Below are 20,577 nucleotides of genomic sequence, written 5' to 3' on the forward strand. Positions count from 1 at the left end.
GCACATATAAAAACTTTTTAATCAATCTTAGCGAAGTATTTTAGAAAGTCTTAGGACTGTTGATATGTTTGAGGCACGAGTTTATCAATGGTTCTTAGACTTTCAAAATACTGAGCTTTAGATTGATAAAAAGTTTTTATAGTGCTGAAGCTTGGAAACATATCCCGGAGTGTAAGTTAATTTTCGGCCGTGCAACCCTATATTTAAATTTTCATATTAGATGATTTTGTTGAATTGCTTCAAATGCCGAAACAAAAAAGTCAGCACATTTTACAGTATCAATAAGTATAGTAATAATAAGATGTAGATCATTTAATTATAGGTGCCAGAGACATACATATAAGAAAGCTTGCATAATTGAAATCTAATGTATAAAAAGGGGGCAGCTATGAATAAAGTGGATATATCTGACAATATAGATTTAAGTAAATGTGAGTATTTGGGTAAAGGAAGGAATGGTAAGGTATACTTACTTCCTGACAGGAAGATTGTGATAAAAATATGTAGTATAGAACAAAGCTGCATAGATGAATATAAAGTTTTAAAAGCAGCAGAAGGTAGCTCATATTTTCCGAAAGTCTATGGAAGATATGGAAAAATGATGTTTAGGGAATATATCGGTGGAGAAAAGCTCTCAATTTATTTAAGAAAGAAAAAGGTGAGTAGAAATTTGGCAATAAGCTTGATTGGGCTTATTGAGGAATTTAAAAGGCTTGAGTTTAGAAGACTGGACATAAGAGGAGAACATATATATGTACAAGATGACGAAAGTGTTAGAGTAATTGATCCAGCAGGGCAAATAGTAAAGTCAGCTAGTTATCCAAAGTCAATGCTTAAGGAGCTCAGAAGGCAGAAGTGCATAAAAAGGTTCTATGATATACTAAAAGAAGAGAGACCGGATTTATATAAGAAGTGGAAGAAATAAAAATTTTAGCTGCACAAGGAATTTATTTACCTATGCAGCTAAAATTGTTAACTGGATACTGTAAGCTAAGCCCCAAGGATGTGAGTTACTTTAGGACACTAAGTTGAGATTTTGGAATAGCATCTACTTGAAAGGATTTGCTATTATTTGTTTTGCACCATATTACGAAATCTTCACAGTTGTTTTGTAAAAGGTCATAGCTTTTTTCTCCCAATCTTTCCTTAGCACTTTTTATAACTTCCTCAGGTGTAAATTTTGAAGTATCTTTAAAATCTAGTACAAAATAGCTGCCGTCTTTAAAATACTTATTCATATCTTCTTTTGTAGTACTATCAAAAATTACAGTGTTCTCAAAATGTATTTTAACACGCAGGATGACAAACAGCTATTTGTAACTTTTACAAATAGCTGTGATAAATACTATTAGGATAAATATTTGTCTATTAAATCATACAAGCTCTGAAAATTAATTGGTTTAGCGATATAATCGTCCATTCCAGAGGATAAAAATTTCTCTTTATCACCAGTCATTGCATAGGCTGTCATAGCTATAATCGGAGTATGGTTTCCAGTTTTGCTTTCCCTGTCGCGAATTATTTTTGTAGCATCTAATCCATTCAATTTAGGCATCTGAATATCCATTAATATAAAATCCACTTCATTTTCATTAAACAATTTTACGGCTTCACTTCCATTACAAGCAGATAAATATCTATAACCTTTTTTTTCTAACAATGTGCATATAAATCTTTGGTTTATTTCGTTATCATCTGCTACTAATACAGTTTTATTGTATATGATTTCATTAGTATCTATAGAGTCAGGATAAATAATAGGAACATCTAAATCATTATCATTTGAGACATACTGATTTTTATTAACTAATGAAAATTCTACTGTAAAGTAAAAACAGCTGCCTTGACTTTCTTTACTGGTTACCCATATGTTACCATTCATCATAGAGACAAGATGTTTGCATATAGCTAGTCCCAGACCCGTTCCACCGTATTTTTTTGTGTATGAATCATCTACTTGACTAAAATTTTTAAAAAGTCTATCCATTTTATCAGCAGGTATTCCTATTCCTGTGTCAGAGACAGAAAATTGGACATTAACTTTTCCTTCGGAACAAGAAATACGTTTTGCACAAAAAATTATGCTTCCTCTTTCAGTAAATTTAAGAGCATTAGTTAGAAGATTCATTAAAATTTGGTTTAGTTTTAGCGGATCTCCAATTAAGCAGTCTTTCGTTAATGATGGATCTACAAAAGATATAAATTCTAAGTATTTTTTCTTCGAAAGAATTGAAAAATTATTAACTAATGTATTTATAGTTTCTTCAAGATAAAAAGGAGCTAAATCAAGTTTAAATTTACCAGATTCAATCTTAGCTATATCTAGAACATCATTAATTATATCCAATAGATGTTGTGATGAAGTTTTAACTACACTTAAATATTCAGATTGTTCTTCTGTAAGATCAGTCATTAAAGATAGCTCAGTCATTCCCATAATCCCATTTATAGGAGTTCTTATCTCATGACTCATATTTGCAAGAAATCTACTTTTGGCAAGGCTGGCTTCCTCGGCAGCAATTTTGGCTTTTCTTAATTCTTCTTCTCTTTCCATTCTTTCGGTTATGTCTCTTCCAATACAATAAATTACTTTATCTTCATCGATTACAAAAGAACTCCATTCTATCCATTTATATTTTCCACTTTTACAGATATATCTATTTCTGTATGTTATTCTACCAGTTTTTAATAATAAGTTAATAGCATTAAATGTAGAATCGAAATCATCTACGTGGAGAAAGTTAACAATGTTTTTGTGAATAAACTCTGATACTCTCCAGCCTAAAACGCTTTCTACGCCATTACTAACATTTAAAAAATTCCATTTTAAATCTAAAATGCAGAATATGTCATCAGATAAATTAGTGAAATTGTAAACCATTTTTTCTACAGTCTTAACTCGTGTAATATCTTGTATTTGAGTTAATATTGACGTTGTATCTCCGTTTTCGTTAAAAATTGGGGTTATCAACATATCAAAATAGTAAGATGAATCTTTAATGCCTAAAGAAGAATTATTTGATTTAAGGGTATACCTACGTGTTATTCTTGATGTTTGTCTATTTTTTATCTTATTTTTTGTTTTTTCAGGTATATATGGAGAAGCAAAAAAGTTATCATACTTAAAATCAGAAATACTATTTATTTTGAACATTTCACAAAAAGATTTGTTAGCAGAAATTGCATCACCATTTGAATTAAATAGTTCAATGCCGATAGGTGATTGCTCATATATATTTCTAAACATCTTTTCACTAACATATAGTTTTTCAGTAAGCTTTTTAGTTTCAGTTATATCCCTTGAAATCGTACATGAGCCAATAACTTCTCCTTTATAGTTTTTTAGTGGAGCGACATTTAAAGATAAGAAGACTTCTTCTCCATTTTTACATAATCTTTTAACCTCGTAATTCTTAACTTCTTCTCCAGACTTTATTTTATTTAAAAGATTTTTAATGCTTTTACCACTTTTATCACTATCTAAAATTGATAAGTTTTTTCCTATAATTTCATTTGGTGAATAGCCATAAATTTTTTCTGCAGCAGTATTCCAGCTTAATATTGTGCCATCTACATCTTGGCCGATTATGGCATTTTCAGATGAATCTTCAATGGCTGTAAGTAGTAAGGCTTTTTTTATATACTCGTCCTTTTCTAGGTGATAATTTATTACTAGTATTAAATCAGGTTTAGTTCTTATAAAATTACAATTAAATTTCCATTTTATGTTATTGATTTTTACTATTTTTTGAAATGCACAGCTGTTTTCGGTTGAGTTCTTAAAAAGTAAAAATTTTTTTTTAATAAACCATAATATATCATCAAACTTACTACCAATAGCATTTATATTTTTATCCATGTAAACGTTTGTAAACATTTCAACTGCTGCTGAAGTAATAGATTTTATGCAATCATTACTGTCAATTAAGATATAGGGTACTCCTATATCTGATAGGAATTCTAAGGAATTATATAAGTTTTCAGTATTATTTAATAAATCTTTCATAATTAACAAAAATAGCTTTTGCTATTCTTATAGTCCACCTCTTTTCTAAAAAAGCGTTAGAAACAAAGATAATTAAACCATAAAATTAAATTTATAGAGTATATTTTAATTTAAGTATATTACTTTGAAAAATCTTATTCAATAAAAAAATAATTATAAAAAAAAGTCAGTTATTGTGTAACAATAACTGACTTTTTTTAGCAGATATCTCAAGTCTGAGATTTGGTGATGGTCGCTTACTCAGTGAGTACTCATCTGACTAAAGGAAGAGGAGTTTCATTAATGTATTCATTTAATAATTGTTGGATTTTTGGTGTACAACGTCTTCCGCAACATGAACCGGTTCCAGCTCCTGTGACTTTTTTTACTTCTTCTATAGTTTTAGCTCCATTACCTATAGCTTTCTTTACAGTAGCCCTAGATATACATTTACAAACACAGAACTTAGTGAGTTTATCTAAAATTTCAATATTTACATTTTGTTCCATTAACATCACTTCAACTTTCAATTTTAATAATAAAATCTGAGGAGGGATTTTTGGTTGTAATAAATTTTGGGGTAAGTATAATATCTATACGATAATAAATATTTAATAACATTTATTATCGTATAGATATTATAAGATTATTTTATAAAAAAGTAAAGAAAAATTTGCATTGAAATATACCCCCCTAACTAAAGTATGTAGTTTACATATTTAAATGTGTACTTTTATACAAAACTGGTATTGCCGCTGCTATAAGGATCATACCCATAAAAGCAGGTGAGGCATGGCCAAGTGATACATAGATTTGACCTCCAATGATAGGACCAATCATTCTTGCTAAAGCCTGAATAGATTGGCTGCCTCCTTGAATCCTTCCTTGCTCATTAGAATTCACAGATTTGGACACCATACCATTGAAGGAAGGTCCAAAAATAGAATCACCAAATCCAAATATAAACATTCCAGCAATAAGAAGAGGATAGAATGAGAACAAAGCCGATGCTGCAATAAGACTGTAGCCTATAATCTCCGAAACCATTCCAAGAATAGCTATCTGTTTATCTCCAAGTTTTTCTAAAAGTTTTGGCATTATGAGACTTTGTGAAATGATGTCTTGGATGCCCATTATTGAAAACATGAGTCCGATTAGTGCAGGCTGAAAGCTGAAAGTATCTATTGTAAATTGTGAAAAAACAGCCTGTAAAGATCCATTAGGTATCCAAAGTAAGAACCCAGACAAAAGTAGTCTTTTTAAGTTTTTCATGGAAATTATGCTTGCAAGCTGTGTAAAAGGATTTAGTCTTACAAAGGTAATCTTTTCTAGTCTATTATTCTTGTCAAGGCTCTCAGGCATAAAAAAGATTCCATAAACAACATTTAGTAAAGTTATTATTGCTCCAAAATACATGGGTACAGAATAACCAAACTTAGCGAGTAATCCGCCTAGAGTTGGGCCAATAACGGTGCCTACACCTACAACCGCACTCACCCATCCAAAGTATTTGGTTCTCTGCTTTGGAGGAATGATGTCTGCAAAATATGCGAAGATAGTGCTTATGGTACCTCCTGTTATACCGTCTATTATGCGCCCAGCAAATAATACCCATATAGCTCCTCCAATGCCGAAAACTAAGTACCCGATTGCTGAACCCAAAAGGCATACTAAGAGTACTGGACGACGGCCATATCTATCGCTCAAAGCTCCAAGTCCAGGAGCTGAAAAAAAAACACAAACTGCATAAACAGAGGTAAGCAGCGTAACAACTATAGCTTGATCTCCTGGATTGCTTATATAAGGCTGAACTAAGAATGGAACAACAGGTGATATGATAGTGAAGCCTATCCCACAAAGAAACACAGACATAAGACCGAATATTAAAGCTTTTTTATCTACGGTTTGTGCTGTGTTCTGTACATTACGTGATTTAAATTTGAACATTTAAATTCTCCTCTCAAAATTCGTATTTTTGTTTCTTTGTCAACAAAAATATCATATCACTATTTTGTTTCCTTGTCAACAAAGCAATAAAAATAAAAATGCAGCCGTCCTCAATAGAGATGAGCTGCATTTTTATTTTCGTTATTCAAATTTATTCCGACTTAATATCTATACCCTGTTTTTTAATTTCTGCATCTAAATGCCGAATATACTTTTCCACGAAACTAAGCATACTGTCAAATTGTTCCTCTGTTACTTCATCGAATACGACTTTATCTCTCTCTTGAAACTCTTTGTGCAGTTCCTCGTGGACTTTGTAAATTTCTTGCCCTTGTTCAGTAAGTTTAAAATAAATTTCTTTCTTATTATCTGGCTTTTGATAGCTTTCAATGACCCCTTTTTTTATGAGTTTCTTGGTCATTTTACTTATGGCTCCCCTAGTCATATAAAAGGACTCTGCAAGTTTTGTCACGTTGGACTCTGCATTTCTTCCAATGTATTCGATGCAATGTACTTCAGAAGATTTATAACCTTTAAAGCTGTCTTCCATCTTAAGTTTATTAAGCCAAACCATCTTATTGTATAAGTCCCTGAAACGCATTTTGACCTGTTCTTCTTTGTTCATGATATGTCCTCCCACCTGTTGGTGTATTAACAATATTATATTAAATAAATGTTTCTATTTCAACAATATTAAAACAATTACTTTAGAGATTGAGCTATACGTTAGGAAATAATATATATTATGATAAATTTAGGTTATACTATAATCAAAAGAATTAGTATGAATTCTTTTGTGTGATTTAATATAATTTAAAATTAAGAAAATTAACATTAATAAATTGATTATTGCATTGTTAAAAAAAAATAATGCAATAATTCTTAAATACACGTAAAATGTTAAATTACACAGAAAAAAGTAGAGTGAGAGTAAAATTTAATGCAATTGTATTGATATACTTTAAAATCTGGATTTGCAAGTGTTGATTTTTATCTTACTTTGTGGTGAAATATAAACAGTCAAAAGTATTCGTTTTTTTGTATTTATGTAAACGACTGCGTTAAAAAGAAAGGATGATAATAATGACAAATAGAGTATTAAAGGATTTAAAACCAGTTGAATTGTTTAGATATTTTGAAGAACTTTCGCAAATTCCAAGAGGATCAGGAAATGAAAAGGAAGTCAGTGATTATTTAGTAAGTTTTGCTAAAGAACATAACTTAGAGGTTATTCAAGATGAGGCATTAAATGTAATAATTAAGAAAAAAGCAACTGCAGGATATGAAAACAGTCCATCTATTGCAATTCAAGGACATATGGATATGGTATGTGAAAAAGAAGCAGATGTAGAACATGATTTTACAAAGGAGCCTCTAAAATTAAGAATAGTTGATGATGCAGTTTATGCAACTGGAACAACACTTGGAGCTGACAATGGAATAGCAGTTGCTATGGGATTGGCTATTTTAGCTTCAAATGAAATAGCGCATCCGACTATAGAATTAGTTTGTACAACTTCAGAAGAAACAGGAATGGATGGAGCAACTGCATTAGATCCTAAGAATGTAGGTTCAAGAATTCTTATAAATATAGATTCAGAAGAAGAAGGAAAATTTCTTGTAAGTTGTGCTGGTGGACTTACTGCGAAGACAATGATACCTGTAACAACAGTAGAAAGTGAAAAAGACTTTAGTACATATTCATTAAAGATTAAAGGATTAAAAGGCGGCCATTCAGGTATGGAAATTGACAAAGGAAGAGCAAATTCTAATAAGCTAATGGGACGTATTCTTAAAGAACTTACTTCAACAGTAGAATTCAGAATGGCTTCAATAAACGGTGGGTCAAAGCACAATGCTATTCCACGTGAAGCAGAGGTTATTTTATTAACAAAACCTGAAAATAAGGCTGAAATACAAAAAAAGCTTGCTGAATTAGAGGAAACACTAAAAACTGAATTCAGAACATCAGATTCAGGTATAAAAATAGAATTTACAGAAGCAGCTGCAGTAGTTAATAAAGTATTTTCAATGCAAACACAAAATAGCATAATAAACTATTTGTATCTTCTATTAGATGGAGTTAATTCGATGAGCATGGATATTAAGGGATTAGTAGAGAGTTCATTAAATTTAGGAGTAGTGACAACTAAAGATAATGGAGTAGAATTTATAACTTCAGTTAGAAGTTCCGTAAGAAGCTTGAAGATGGAGTTATATAATAGAATAGTTGCTTTAGCTGAGCTTTTAGGGGGAAGTGTTTCACAAGAAGCAGGTTATCCAGAATGGGCATATAATCCAAACTCAAAGATTAGAACAATATTCCAAGAGACTTTCAGAAAGATATATGGAAAAGATGCTGAGATAGATGCAATACATGCTGGACTTGAATGTGGTTTGTTCGGTGAAAAGTTCAATGGAGAAATGGATATGATATCCTTTGGACCTAATCTATACGATGTTCATACTCCAAATGAGCATATGATTATTTCATCTGTTCAAAGATCATGGGAGTTATTAGTAGAAGCATTAAAAGCTGTAAAGTAATATAAGTGAAAGCCTAATGATGGGTAAATCTTACTCTATCATTAGGCTTTAAATTTTGGTGATTTATATTTATTAATTTTATGTTAATTGTTTAGGTAGATTCTAATAGATGTGTTAAAATAAAAATAGTATACCTTGAGGTTCATTTGCAGTAATATATAAAATATAAAATGAGGAATGGTAAAAACATGGAAAAACCCACAAACAAAAAAGTAAGAAACAAAGTAAAGAAACCTAAGAAGAAAAAGATAAGATCTAAAGTTTTGTTGATTTTGTTACTAGTTGTATTAGCAGCAGGAATTTTTAATTTTAGTAAAATAAAAGAGATATTTTCACTTTATGATGATGCAAGTGTAAAGGTGAGTTCGATTTCCCAAGCTACCTTTAATAGTAGAGGTGCTGTGTACTTATATGACAACAATAAAGAAGTCATTGATAAACTTATTAGTTCTAAGGATGTAGAATATGTAAGTTATAATAGATTGCCCCAAGCAGTAACACAGTCTTTCGTAGCTATAGAGGATAAGGATTTCTTTAAACATCATGGTGTTAGCATTAAAGCAATTGTAAGAGCTGCATATCAAATAGTTAAGAATAAGGGCGAAATTACTCAAGGTGGAAGTACTATTACTCAGCAGCTAGCTAAAAATGTTTTTTTAACACAACAACAGTCCATGAAGAGAAAAATTGAAGAGATATTTATATCCTTGAAACTTGAGAAGATGTACACTAAAGAGCAAATATTAGAGTTTTATGTAAATAATATTTATTTTGCTAATGGAGCATATGGTATACAGGCGGCATCTAAAAAGTATTTTAATAAAGATGTTAACGAGTTAGATTTATCTCAGATAGCATTTCTTGCGGCGATACCTAATAATCCGGAGTATTATGATCCGTTAAAAAATGCTAATAATACAATTCAGAGAAGAAATTTGATACTAGATAATATGGAAGAAGCTAACTTTATAACGCAAAACCAACGTGATAAAGCAGTAAGTGAGCAGATAACACTTAATCCAGAAAAAACGTATTCAAAACAAGGTTATATTGATTCATATGCAATAGACTGCGCGGCAAAAGCCTTATTAGAGCAAAGAGGCTTTCAGTTCAGAAATAGTTTTAAAGATGATAGTGATAGAGAAGCATATAATAAGAGTTATTCAGATTCGTATACAGAATGTGTAAATGAAATATATAGAAACGGTTATAAAATATATACATCAATAGATATGGAAAAGCAGAAGTTATTACAGCAAACTGTGGATGATAGGTTATCAGAATTTACAGAGAAGCAAGATGGAATTTATACTTTCCAAGGAGCAGCTACAACTATTGATAATAAGACAGGCACTGTAGTTGCTATAGTTGGAGGTAGAAGCTCAGATAAAAGAGACTACTTAAATAGAGCATTCCAATCTTTCAGGCAGCCAGGTTCTACGTTAAAGCCTCTTGTTGTTTATACACCAGCTTTTCAGAAAGGATTTACACCTTCAAGTGTGGTTGAAGATAAATATACTGAAGGAGGACCTCATAATAGTGGAGATGCTTATTATGGAAATGTAACGTTAAGTTATGCTGTACAGTTATCATTGAATACAGTTGCAAATCAGGTTTTTAAACAGATAACTCCTGAATATGGAATTTCATTCTTAAAGGCTATGAACTTTAGTAAAATAAGTAAGTACGATTATACATTGTCAACAGCATTAGGAGGGTTAACAAATGGTTCTAATACAGTTGAAATGGCATCAGGATATTCTGCGCTTGAGAGGGGCGGGCAATATATTAATCCGACATGTATATTAGAAATAGTAGATTCTTCAGGAAATGAAATATATAAAAATAACTATAAAACAAAGGAAGTTTACACAAAGCAAGCAAGTGATTGGATGACAGCAGTATTAAAAGGAAACATGGAAAATTCTTGGGGAACAGCTTATAAGGTAAGATTGTTTGATATGACTTCGGCAGGAAAAACTGGAACTACTGATAATTCAAAGGATGGATGGTTTTGTGGCTACACACCATACTATACTACAGCGGTATGGGTAGGATATGATAAACCAAAGGAATTAAGTAGTTTATATGGTGCAACATATCCAGGAGGAATATGGCATGATTACATGGAAAAACTACATCAAGGGCTAAGCATTAAGGACTTTGAAATATCTAATGATATTCCTCAAGATAATAATAGCATGAATAATGTGACTGGGGATACTTTGAAGGATGATAATACTATAGCAAAAGACGCTGTTAGTAAGTATGAAAGCTGCAAGATTAATACTATGGAAGATATTAATCAGGCAGAACAATTAGAAGAAGAAGCATCTCAAAAAGTTCAGAAATTGCAGGATAAAATTATTAGAGATCAGCTTTCGAGGGAAATTCTAACAAGAAAGGCTAGTATAAATCAAAGAAAATTAGAATTACAACAATCTAAAAATAATAATGATAATGGTACAACAAATGGGAAGAATAGTGTAACTAACACTGATATTAACAACAATACTGACAACAGCAACAACAATAGCAATAATGTAGGAACTAAAACAAATAAAAATAGTAATGCTACAGATAATTAATTAGTATAAAATAGCAGGTTAAGATGAAACTTTTTGGAGTATGGAGGACATTGCAATGATTTTTATAGAAAATGAAAACACAGATCCATATATAAATCACGCCATAGAAGATTATGTATTAAATGCTCTTGACGAAGACTGTTTTATGCTTTGGAGAAATGAACCATGTATACTTATTGGAAAAAATCAAAATACTCTATCTGAAATAAATATTGATTATGTAAATAAAAATAAATTGCCTGTAGTCAGAAGAATGACTGGGGGAGGAGCTATCTTTAATGACCTTGGAAATTTAAATTTCACATTTATATCTAATAATAGTGGAAATGGATTTGCGGATTTTCAAAAGTTTACATATCCAATAATAAGAGCATTAAAAAAGCTATCTATAGATGCTAAGCTGTCGGGCAGAAATGATTTAATGATTGGTGAAAAAAAGTTTTCAGGGAATGCCCAGTATAGTTATAAAAATAAAATACTTCATCATGGAAGTATGCTTTTTTCAGCAGATATGACTAATCTAGCACAAGCTTTAAAAGTGAAGGACATAAAGTTTCAAGACAAAGCAGTCAAGTCGGTTGGGGGTAGAGTTACAAATATAAAAGAGCATTTGAAGAATGATATGAGGGTTGATGAATTTAAAGATTTCATAATTAAATCTGTTATGAGTGAACAGGAAGCTGCTAAATTCTATGAATTCTCCCAAGAGGAATGGGATGAGATAAAAAGAATATCTGATTCTAAATATGCGACCTGGGAATGGAATTATGGTAATTCACCGAAGTTTAATTATTTTAATGAAAAGAAATTTAAGGGTGGAATTATTCAGGTAAATGTAAATGTGCATAAGGGAATTATTAAAGATATAAAATTGTATGGTGATTTCTTTAGTGAAAAAGATATAAGTGAACTGGAGGAATTACTAACAAGCATTAAATATTTAAAAGATGATGTGCTAAGTGTATTAAAAAAAACAAATATAGAAAAATATATGATTAATATTTCAAATGAAAATTTATTGGAAGTTATGTTTACATAAGAAAAACTATAAGATATAGAGCATGGGGGAGAGCGTATGTATAAAAGAAAACCTGAATGGTTAAGAGTTAAAATTAGAGGCGGAGAAATATCAGGAGATGTGAATGAAGTATTAGAAAGATATTCACTAAATACGGTGTGCACAGAAGCAAATTGCCCTAATAGAATGGAATGTTATAACAAAAGAACGGCTACATTTATGATTCTTGGAAAAAATTGTACACGTAATTGTACGTTTTGCAATGTAACAAAAGAAAAACCTGAAGTTGTTGATGTAAGTGAGCCAGCTAATGTGGCTAAGGCTGTAGAAAAATTAAATTTGAAGCACTCAGTTATAACCTCTGTAACGAGAGACGACCTTGAAGATGGTGGAGCGGCTCATTTTGCAGAAGTAGTAAAGGAAATAAGAAAATTAAACGATGGTGTAACAATAGAAGTTTTAATTCCTGACTTTAAAGGAGACAAGCAGTCTTTAAAAAAGGTAGTGGATGTGAAGCCAGATGTAATAAATCATAATGTAGAAACAGCACCATCCTTATATAAGGAAGTAAGACCTATGGCTATTTATGAACGTTCATTAGAGCTTTTAGCTAATGTAAAGAATATGGATAATTCCATATTAACTAAATCTGGCTTTATGTTAGGACTCGGAGAAACCGAAGATGATATAATAGGTGTATTAAAGGATTTGAGAGAAGTTAAGTGTGATATAGTAACAATCGGACAATACTTGGCACCTTCATCAAAGCATCACCAAGTTATAGAGTATGTTCATCCAAATTCATTTGAAAAATATAGAATTATGGCATTAGATATGGGCTTTAAATATGTATCATCAGGTCCTTTGGTTAGAAGTTCTTACTATGCTGAAGAAGTCTTTAGATAGTTTCAAAACGAGACGGAAAAAGCTTGTTTTCTCAAAATGGTACTAGATTTGTATCAAAATGAGAAAATAAGTTTTTTAAAATGGCTAAAATTCTAGTGAATACACTTGGCATGATATTTGCTTTATAATATTAATAGTTAAAGAAAGTATTAATAGGGTTTGGGGAGGTCTTTTTATGCATATTCCAGATAATTATTTAAGTCCATCAACTTGTGCAGTTATGGGAGCAATAATGGTTCCAGTGATAGGTAGATCAGTAAAAAAGGTAAAGAAGGAAGTTAGTAAAAGGAAAATGCCTATATTAGGTATTTGTGCAGCAGTATCCTTTTTAGCAATGATGTTTAATATTCCATTACCAGGAGGAACAACAGCACATGCTGTAGGAGCAACTTTAATTGCAATTTTAGTAGGGCCTTATGCAGCTACAATATCCGTCAGCATAGCACTACTTATCCAGGCTTTATTCTTTGGAGATGGTGGTATACTTGCGTATGGAGCAAACTGTTTTAATATGGCCTTTGTAATGCCCTTTGTAGGATATTATTCATATAGTTTTATAAAAAATAACATAAAAAGTGATAAAGGTGAATACATAGCTGCTTTTATAGGTGGTTATTTGGGAATACTTGCAGCAGCTTTTTGTGCCTCTATCGAGTTTGGAATACAACCAATGTTGTTTAAAGATGCAGCTGGAGCAGCAATCTACTGTCCTTATGGTTTAAATGTAGCTATACCAGCTATGGTAATACCTCACTTATTAGTTGGTATACTAGAAGGAGCGGTTACTGCAGGAGTATATTCATATGTTAAGAAGATGTCGCCAGGAGTTATATATGAAGGTGAAGCTACAAACAAAAAGTCATTATATGGATTGCTTGTTGCAATGGTAATACTTTCGCCAATAGGACTTTTAGCTAGCGGAACTGCCTGGGGAGAATGGGGAGCAGATGAAATAAAGAATATAGTAGGATATGTGCCTAGTGCATTTGAACATGGTTTTAATTTTAATGCGATTATGCCTGATTATTCTGTAGCAGGTATAAATGAAAAGATAGGATATATTATATCAGCAATTGCTGGAGTTGCTATTATTTTAATAGTATTTAAGATAGTTGCTTCAGTTAAGAAAGATAAGATGTCTGTTGAAAATGGGACAAAAAATATATCTTAGATAAGTGGATTAAATAATTTAAAGTAAGTGTGCTGTAACAAATAAATATAAATTTTATAATAAAAAGCTAAAAGCCCTCGAAGGGCTTTTAGCTTTTTTAGTTTATAGCAAAAATTATATGTACTTATAGCAAAAATTAATAACATTTTGTGATATTATAGTAATAGTAATTCAAATATGATTTTTATTACCAATATTTAAGTATAAGGAAGGCAGGTGTAAATCTTAATTTACTATAAATTAAGAGTATTTATGTATAAATATAAATCCATAGCTCAGGTAATAATAGCTGCCATATTGTTTGGCTCTAGTGCACCAATATCAAAGATACTCTTAGGAAAAATAGATCCTATTCCATTAGCAGCATTTATATATATAGGCAGTGGTGTAGGACTTCTTATTTTTAAAATTATAGAAAAATATTTTAGTACTAACTATAATAAAGAGGCTCCTCTAGGTAAAAAAGATATTCCCTGGCTTCTAGCTGCAGTATTTTTTGGAGGAGTTTTTGCTCCAATAATTCTTATGAACAGCCTTAAAACAACGCCAGCATCTACAGCTTCATTACTTTTAAATTTTGAGAGTGTAGCTACAACTGTAATTGCAGTTTGCTTTTTTAAAGAAAGTGCTGGAAAAAGAATTTGGTTTTCTATAATATTTATTACTTTGGCTGCCATAATTTTATCGTGGGATTTTAGTAATCAGTGGGGACTTTCTATTGGAGCAATTGGAGTAATTACAGCATGTGTTTCTTGGGGAATGGATAATAATTTTACAGGAAAGATATCTCTAAAAGACCCATTTTCTATTGTTATTATAAAGGGAATTGGTGCTGGTTCGTTTTCTTTAATATTAGCGATAATATTAAAGAGTAGTTTTCCAAGCATAGGGGTGATTGTAGAAGCCATGATTTTAGGGTGTTTTAGTTATGGGTTAAGCATTGTATTATTTGTACTGGCGTTAAGAGAATTGGGAAGTGCCAGAACTAGTGCTTTGTTCGGAACGTCACCTTTTATTGGGGCCCTAGTGTCTTTCGTTTTATGTGGAGATAAAATAAGTTTAACTTTTGTTATGGGATTTCCACTTATGGTGATTGGAACTGTTCTGCTTCTTAAAGAAAATCATGAGCATAAACATTTGCATAAGGCTATTACACATGAGCACAAACATAATCATATAGATGGTCATCATGGACATGTTCATGATGAAAAAGTTGATAAAGATATTTATCATTCACATGTACATACACATGATATAATAGAACACAGTCATCCACATACTCCTGATAGTCACCATAAGCATGTACATAATTAAGAGATTTAAATTGGATTTACTAAAAATTTTTATATTAATTTATAGAAAACATACATCAAATTATGGTATTCTATAACTATAGATGTAAAAATTTTACACCAAAAATGGGTTTTTAATCATATTGATTAGATAGAGGAGAGGTATATGTTGTGGTTGCTAGAAAAATATAATCAGCTTAAGAACGATTACGAAAGTTATCAGAAAATGGCAGAAAAGATTATACAAAACCAAAATGCAAAAATTGTAGAATTGGATAAAAAGCTAGACATGCTGTCTCTTATAGTAGAAATTAGTGAATACACTAATAAGCGGTTAGGTAATGAAGATATAATTTTTACAGTAAATGATATAATGATAGGTATTTTAGGAGTAACTTACTCAAGTGTATATATAACTGAAGATGACAAGTTGGAATTAAAATCTACAAATTTAAAATCTACAAAACATCATTATAAAATAAATGAATTTAATGATAGTGATCAAAAACTAAATGTATGCCTTGTAAATTCCGTAGATAATATATCTGCAGATGATAATATAGAAATTCATTCAGCTATATATATGCCTATATATTTAAAGGAAAATTTGTTAGGTGCAATAGTAGTTGAACATAATATATATGAATATCTAAATGCTAATCATATAAAATTATTAACTGCTCTTAGCAATCATTTAGCTATATGTATAGAGAATAATAGTCTCTATAATAAGATTAAAGAAAGTTCTCAAAGGGATGGTCTTACAGGATTATATAATAGGAGCCACTTTTTTTCAATTGTTGAAAAGAAAAATAAGTATAACCAGAAACCGTATGCAATTATTATGATAGATATAGATAATTTTAAAAAATGTAATGATACCTATGGACATCAGTGTGGAGATAGTGTACTTAAAGAAATTAGTAGTATAGTAAAAAACAATCTTAGAAAAAAGGACATTGTATCGAGATATGGTGGGGAAGAGATAATAGTATTTATGAATGATATCTCAAAACCAAGTTATGCTTACTATAGAATGGAACATATAAGAAGAATTATAGAGAAAACAATAATTTATTATAACAACAGTAATTCTAATGTAACTGTATCAATAGGCATAGGTGTTTCAAAAAACAGGCATGAAGCCTTAGACCAAGTTATAAGGAGAGCAGATATTAATTTATATAAAGCAAAAAATTCAGGGAAAAATAGAGTTATTTGTTAGTAAAATTACAATAATATAAAGTTAGGTGTTAATATGAGTACAAAATGGACAAAGGAACAAAAGGAGGCTATTTTCACAAAGAATTGCAATTTACTAGTTGCGGCGGGTGCTGGTGCTGGTAAGACTGCAGTTCTTGTTGAAAGAATAATACAGAGGGTAACCGACAAAGAAGAAAATGTTGATATTGATAGGCTGTTAGTTGTTACATTTACAAATGCTGCTGCTTCCGAAATGAGAGAAAGAGTTGGAGATGCTATCTCCAGGGAATTAGAATTAAACCCAGATTCAAAAAATCTTCAAAGGCAGCTTACACTATTAAATCAGTCCAATATAATGACCATACATTCTTTTTGTCTACAAGTAATAAAAAGCAATTTCCATATTATAGATTTAGATCCGAATTTTAGAGTTTGTGATACTACAGAAGCTATACTTTTAAAGAGGGAAACCTTAGAGGAGTTATTTGAAGATGCCTATGAGAAAAGTAATAATGAATCATTTTTGAATTTAGTTGATTCTTATGGTGGTAAAAATGATTTTCAAGTTCAAAATATGGTATTAAGCTTATATGAATTTGCAAAAAGCTCACCGTGGCCTAGAAAATGGTTAACTGAAGCTGTTAAAAGATTCAATGTGGAGGATAATTATGTTTTTGGTGAGTCAGATTGGGCAAGGATTTTGGTGAATAATATAAAGATAGAACTTTATGGATGTAAAAATAAAATGGAAAAAGCCATAGAGATAATAGAAAACTCGGAGGGAATAGAATACTACTTAGAGACTTTTAAAAATGATTTAGAAAAGATTAATGAATTATATTCTTATAATTCATGGGAAAAACTTAAAGAAGGTTTTATAACTTTAGAATTTGAAAAACTTCCTATAAAGAAAAATAAAGATGCAGATAAAGAGGCAAAGGAAAAAACTAAAAAAGTAAGAGATGAGGTTAAAAAGAAGCTTATAGATATAGCAGATGATATATTTTTAAGTTCAAATAACACCGAAGACAATTTAAAAGATTTATATCCAATGATGAAATGTTTGGTAGATTTAGTAATAGATTTTGATGAAAAATATAGTGCTAAAAAGAGAGAAAGAAGTTTAATAGATTTTAATGATATAGAACATTTTTGCCTAGACATTCTTACTGAAGAAGATGAGGAAGGGAATGTAAATCCATCTAAAGTTGCGGTAGAATATAAGGAGCAGTTCGAAGAAATACTTATTGATGAATATCAGGATAGTAACGAAGTACAAGAAGTTATAATGAATATGATAGCAAATAAAAATGATATACTTAATATGTTTATGGTTGGAGATGTTAAACAAAGCATTTACAGATTTAGGCAAGCAAAGCCTGAATTGTTTTTGAATAAGTATAATACTTACTCAGAGGAAAAAGAAAGCAGCAAGAGAAAAATAAGATTATTTAAAAATTTTAGAAGTAGAGTAGAAGTAATAGATGGAGTTAACTATTTATTTAAACAAATAATGTCTAAAAACATTGGAGAATTAGATTACGGCGAAGAAGAAGCTCTCACAATTGGATCAACTTATTTAGAAACAGAGCATCCTTCTGGAGGAGAGATAGAATTACACCTCATAGATAAAAAAAGCAATAGGATAAGAGAAGATGAGGAGTTAGATAGCAGCAATAATGAAGCTGAAGAGATACTAGATAATATACAAATAGAAGCTAGATTAGTAGCAAGAAAAATAAATGAGCTTATTAATTCAGAGGATGAACAAAGATTTCATGTTTATGACAAGAGCATAAATAGCTATAGGCCTGTAAGATATAAAGATATAGTAATCCTTATGCGTGCTACTGCAAACTGGGCACCTACATTTGTAGATGAACTTAATAAAATAGGAATACCTGTTTTTGCAGATACTGCTACAGGATATTTTGATACAATTGAAATCAGAACAATTATGTCATTGCTGCAGGTTATAGATAATCCAATGCAGGATATACCATTGATTTCAGTTTTACGTTCTCCTTTAGTGTCTTTTCTTCCAGAGGATTTAATAGATATTAGAATGGTAAATAAGCATATATCCTTTTACGAGGCTTTAAAATCTATATATGAATATAATGGGGTATTAAATAACGAGAGCTTAGCAGAAATTACAAAAGACAAAGATTATGAAAAAATGTTTGATTTTGGACATATAAGTGAAGAAATCAGGGAAAAAGCATGTAATTTCATAAAAAGAATTAGAAGTTATAGAAAAAAAGCTATACATATGCCTATTGATGAATTTATATGGTATCTTTACACGGAAACGGGATACTATGGATTTGTTGGAGCTATGCCTGGAGGTAAACAAAGGCAGGCTAATTTAAGGGTATTATTTGAAAGGGCAAAGCAATATGAAAAAACCAGTTATAAGGGACTCTTTAATTTTATTGATTTTATAAATAAGATTAGAAATAACAGTGGAGACATGGGAAGTGCAAAAATCCTTGGTGAGAATGAAGATGTAGTAAGAATTATGAGTATACACAAAAGCAAAGGATTGGAGTTTCCTGTAGTAATATTATCAGGTTGTGGAAAAAACTTTAATATGATGGATATGAATAGAAGTATATTGTTCCATGGAGAGCTAGGCTTGGGGCCAGATTATGTAAATTTGGATAGAAGAATATCGTACCCTACTATTATAAAACAAGTCTTAAAGAAAAAAATGAAGTTAGAAACCTTATCTGAAGAAATGAGAATTCTCTATGTTGCATTTACAAGAGCTAAGGAGAAGCTTATTATAACAGGTATGGTAAATAATATTGCCAAGTCTTCTGAAAAATGGTGCGAAGCTGGAAGCTTTGATAAGAGTAAGATACCTGACTATTTTCTTCTAAATGCCAAAAGTTATTTAGACTGGATAGGGCCATCTATTGCAAAACATGAAGATGGAAGTAAATTAAGAGAATGTGCAGGATATGAATATGAACATCAAAATATAATAAAAGACAATTCGCTTTGGAGTGTAAAACTTTGGAATAATGAAGATTTTAAATCAATCTTAAGTGAGAATGTAGAGGAACTAGACATCGTAAATGCAATAGAGAGTATAACTTTGAATGAAGACTCAAATCAATATAACAAAGAAATACAACGAAGATTAGATTGGGAGTATAAATACAAGGAAGCCTGCAGTATACCAGCTAAATTTTCAGTGTCAGAATTAAAAAGAAGATTTTCTAAGATTGATACTGAGGAGAGTTTTGATTTATTTTCTACATCTACATTAAAGAAACCGTTATTTCTTCAAAAAAGCATGGCTTTATCTCCATCAGAAAGAGGAACCGTTTTGCATCTTGTTATGCAGCATATAAATTTAGAAAAAGTTTTCCGTATTAGTGATATAAAAGAACAAATAGATAAACTAGTACTAAAAGAATTTATTACGGAAGAAGAAGCTAAAGTCATTGACATGGGAAAAATATTAAGGTTTTTTGAATCAGATGTAGGAAAGAGAATGTTAAAAGCTAAAAAGGTTTATAGAGAAGTTCCATTTTTTATGGAGTTACCATGTAAAGAGATATATAAAGAATTGACTGAGAAAGTATACAAAGAGGAAAAGGTAATGCTTCAAGGAATAATAGACTGTTACTTTGAAGAAGATGGAGATTTAGTACTTTTAGATTATAAAACAGACTATGTTAAAGACATAAGTGAAATTAAGGAAAGATATAAATTACAAATATATTATTATGCTAAGGCATTAGAGTCAATGACGGGTAAAATTATTAAAAGTAAATACCTATATTTATTTTCAATAAACAAAATATTGGAAATGTAACAAGTAATACTTGATATTATTATAATCTAATGAAGGGGCTGACGCTAAGTGCGACAACCCCAGTTTTTTATTTTGAAATATATAATTAGGA

The 20,577-nt window shown here is 30.6% G+C and carries 14 protein-coding genes; 9 read left to right on the top strand and 5 right to left on the bottom strand.

Annotation, left to right across the window (positions count from 1 at the left end):
• Nucleotides 1–388: 388 nt before the first annotated feature.
• Nucleotides 389–925 carry a protein kinase family protein gene (locus I6U48_RS14225; protein ID WP_218321132.1) on the top strand — a complete coding sequence of 179 codons (537 nt, stop codon included), beginning with the start codon at nt 389–391 and terminating at the stop codon, nt 923–925.
• Nucleotides 926–1,010: 85 nt separating this feature from the next.
• Here I6U48_RS14225 and I6U48_RS14230 read toward each other — a convergent pair whose 3' ends face one another.
• The 5 genes from I6U48_RS14230 to I6U48_RS14250 form a co-directional block, all read right to left on the bottom strand.
• Nucleotides 1,011–1,238, bottom strand: a complete 228-nt coding sequence (locus I6U48_RS14230) for a lecithin retinol acyltransferase family protein (RefSeq protein ID WP_218321133.1) — start codon at nt 1,236–1,238, stop codon at nt 1,011–1,013.
• A gap of 110 nt (nt 1,239–1,348) precedes the next feature.
• Entirely contained in the window at nt 1,349–4,006 is a 2,658-nt protein-coding gene (locus I6U48_RS14235; RefSeq protein ID WP_218321134.1) for a PAS domain S-box protein, read from the bottom strand.
• Nucleotides 4,007–4,257: 251 nt separating this feature from the next.
• Nucleotides 4,258–4,494: a (2Fe-2S)-binding protein gene (locus I6U48_RS14240; RefSeq protein ID WP_218321135.1), complete on the bottom strand. Its 237-nt coding sequence runs from the start codon at nt 4,492–4,494 to the stop codon at nt 4,258–4,260.
• Between the two features lie 202 nt (nt 4,495–4,696).
• Nucleotides 4,697–5,932 carry an MFS transporter gene (locus I6U48_RS14245; protein WP_218321136.1) on the bottom strand — a complete coding sequence of 412 codons (1,236 nt, stop codon included), beginning with the start codon at nt 5,930–5,932 and terminating at the stop codon, nt 4,697–4,699.
• 151 nt (nt 5,933–6,083) lie between these two features.
• Nucleotides 6,084–6,557 carry a MarR family transcriptional regulator gene (locus I6U48_RS14250; RefSeq protein ID WP_218321137.1) on the bottom strand — a complete coding sequence of 158 codons (474 nt, stop codon included), beginning with the start codon at nt 6,555–6,557 and terminating at the stop codon, nt 6,084–6,086.
• Nucleotides 6,558–7,015: 458 nt separating this feature from the next.
• Between I6U48_RS14250 and I6U48_RS14255 the strand changes: the two genes are divergently transcribed.
• From I6U48_RS14255 to addA, 8 genes are all read left to right on the top strand, one after another.
• A complete protein-coding gene (locus I6U48_RS14255) occupies nt 7,016–8,479 on the top strand; it encodes an aminoacyl-histidine dipeptidase (protein ID WP_218321138.1) in 1,464 nt (487 codons plus the stop codon).
• A 188-nt stretch (nt 8,480–8,667) separates the two neighbouring features.
• Nucleotides 8,668–11,067, top strand: coding sequence for a transglycosylase domain-containing protein (locus I6U48_RS14260; RefSeq protein ID WP_218321139.1), 2,400 nt, complete (start codon nt 8,668–8,670; stop codon nt 11,065–11,067).
• Between the two features lie 55 nt (nt 11,068–11,122).
• Entirely contained in the window at nt 11,123–12,106 is a 984-nt protein-coding gene (lplA, locus tag I6U48_RS14265) for a lipoate--protein ligase (RefSeq protein WP_218321140.1), read from the top strand.
• Nucleotides 12,107–12,142: 36 nt separating this feature from the next.
• On the top strand, nt 12,143–12,991 hold the full coding sequence (gene lipA / locus I6U48_RS14270) for a lipoyl synthase (protein WP_218321141.1): 849 nt from the start codon (nt 12,143–12,145) through the stop codon (nt 12,989–12,991).
• 175 nt (nt 12,992–13,166) lie between these two features.
• Entirely contained in the window at nt 13,167–14,162 is a 996-nt protein-coding gene (gene cbiM, locus I6U48_RS14275) for a cobalt transporter CbiM (protein WP_218321142.1), read from the top strand.
• Between the two features lie 252 nt (nt 14,163–14,414).
• Nucleotides 14,415–15,476 (top strand): DMT family transporter, encoded by a 1,062-nt coding sequence (locus I6U48_RS14280; protein ID WP_218321143.1) that lies wholly within the window; start codon nt 14,415–14,417, stop codon nt 15,474–15,476.
• A gap of 144 nt (nt 15,477–15,620) precedes the next feature.
• On the top strand, nt 15,621–16,679 hold the full coding sequence (locus I6U48_RS14285; protein ID WP_218321144.1) for a sensor domain-containing diguanylate cyclase: 1,059 nt from the start codon (nt 15,621–15,623) through the stop codon (nt 16,677–16,679).
• 33 nt (nt 16,680–16,712) lie between these two features.
• On the top strand, nt 16,713–20,486 hold the full coding sequence (addA, locus tag I6U48_RS14290; protein ID WP_218321145.1) for a helicase-exonuclease AddAB subunit AddA: 3,774 nt from the start codon (nt 16,713–16,715) through the stop codon (nt 20,484–20,486).
• The last annotated feature ends 91 nt before the right edge of the window (nt 20,487–20,577 follow it).

This window comes from Clostridium thailandense (assembly GCF_019207025.1).
GTDB lineage: Bacteria > Bacillota > Clostridia > Clostridiales > Clostridiaceae > Clostridium_AM > Clostridium_AM thailandense.

Excerpts from the sequence above, each read along its gene's own strand:
- addA (WP_218321145.1), top strand. The coding sequence starts at position 16,713 with ATGAGTACAAAATGGACAAAGGAACAAAAGGAGGCTATTTTCACAAAG.
- I6U48_RS14260 (WP_218321139.1), top strand. The coding sequence starts at position 8,668 with ATGGAAAAACCCACAAACAAAAAAGTAAGAAACAAAGTAAAGAAACCT.
- lipA (WP_218321141.1), top strand. The coding sequence starts at position 12,143 with ATGTATAAAAGAAAACCTGAATGGTTAAGAGTTAAAATTAGAGGCGGA.
- I6U48_RS14280 (WP_218321143.1), top strand. The coding sequence starts at position 14,415 with ATGTATAAATATAAATCCATAGCTCAGGTAATAATAGCTGCCATATTG.
- I6U48_RS14250 (WP_218321137.1), bottom strand. The coding sequence starts at position 6,557 with ATGAACAAAGAAGAACAGGTCAAAATGCGTTTCAGGGACTTATACAAT.
- I6U48_RS14255 (WP_218321138.1), top strand. The coding sequence starts at position 7,016 with ATGACAAATAGAGTATTAAAGGATTTAAAACCAGTTGAATTGTTTAGA.
- I6U48_RS14225 (WP_218321132.1), top strand. The coding sequence starts at position 389 with ATGAATAAAGTGGATATATCTGACAATATAGATTTAAGTAAATGTGAG.
- I6U48_RS14285 (WP_218321144.1), top strand. The coding sequence starts at position 15,621 with ATGTTGTGGTTGCTAGAAAAATATAATCAGCTTAAGAACGATTACGAA.
- I6U48_RS14240 (WP_218321135.1), bottom strand. The coding sequence starts at position 4,494 with ATGGAACAAAATGTAAATATTGAAATTTTAGATAAACTCACTAAGTTC.
- lplA (WP_218321140.1), top strand. The coding sequence starts at position 11,123 with ATGATTTTTATAGAAAATGAAAACACAGATCCATATATAAATCACGCC.
- I6U48_RS14245 (WP_218321136.1), bottom strand. The coding sequence starts at position 5,932 with ATGTTCAAATTTAAATCACGTAATGTACAGAACACAGCACAAACCGTA.
- I6U48_RS14235 (WP_218321134.1), bottom strand. The coding sequence starts at position 4,006 with ATGAAAGATTTATTAAATAATACTGAAAACTTATATAATTCCTTAGAA.
- cbiM (WP_218321142.1), top strand. The coding sequence starts at position 13,167 with ATGCATATTCCAGATAATTATTTAAGTCCATCAACTTGTGCAGTTATG.
- I6U48_RS14230 (WP_218321133.1), bottom strand. The coding sequence starts at position 1,238 with ATGAATAAGTATTTTAAAGACGGCAGCTATTTTGTACTAGATTTTAAA.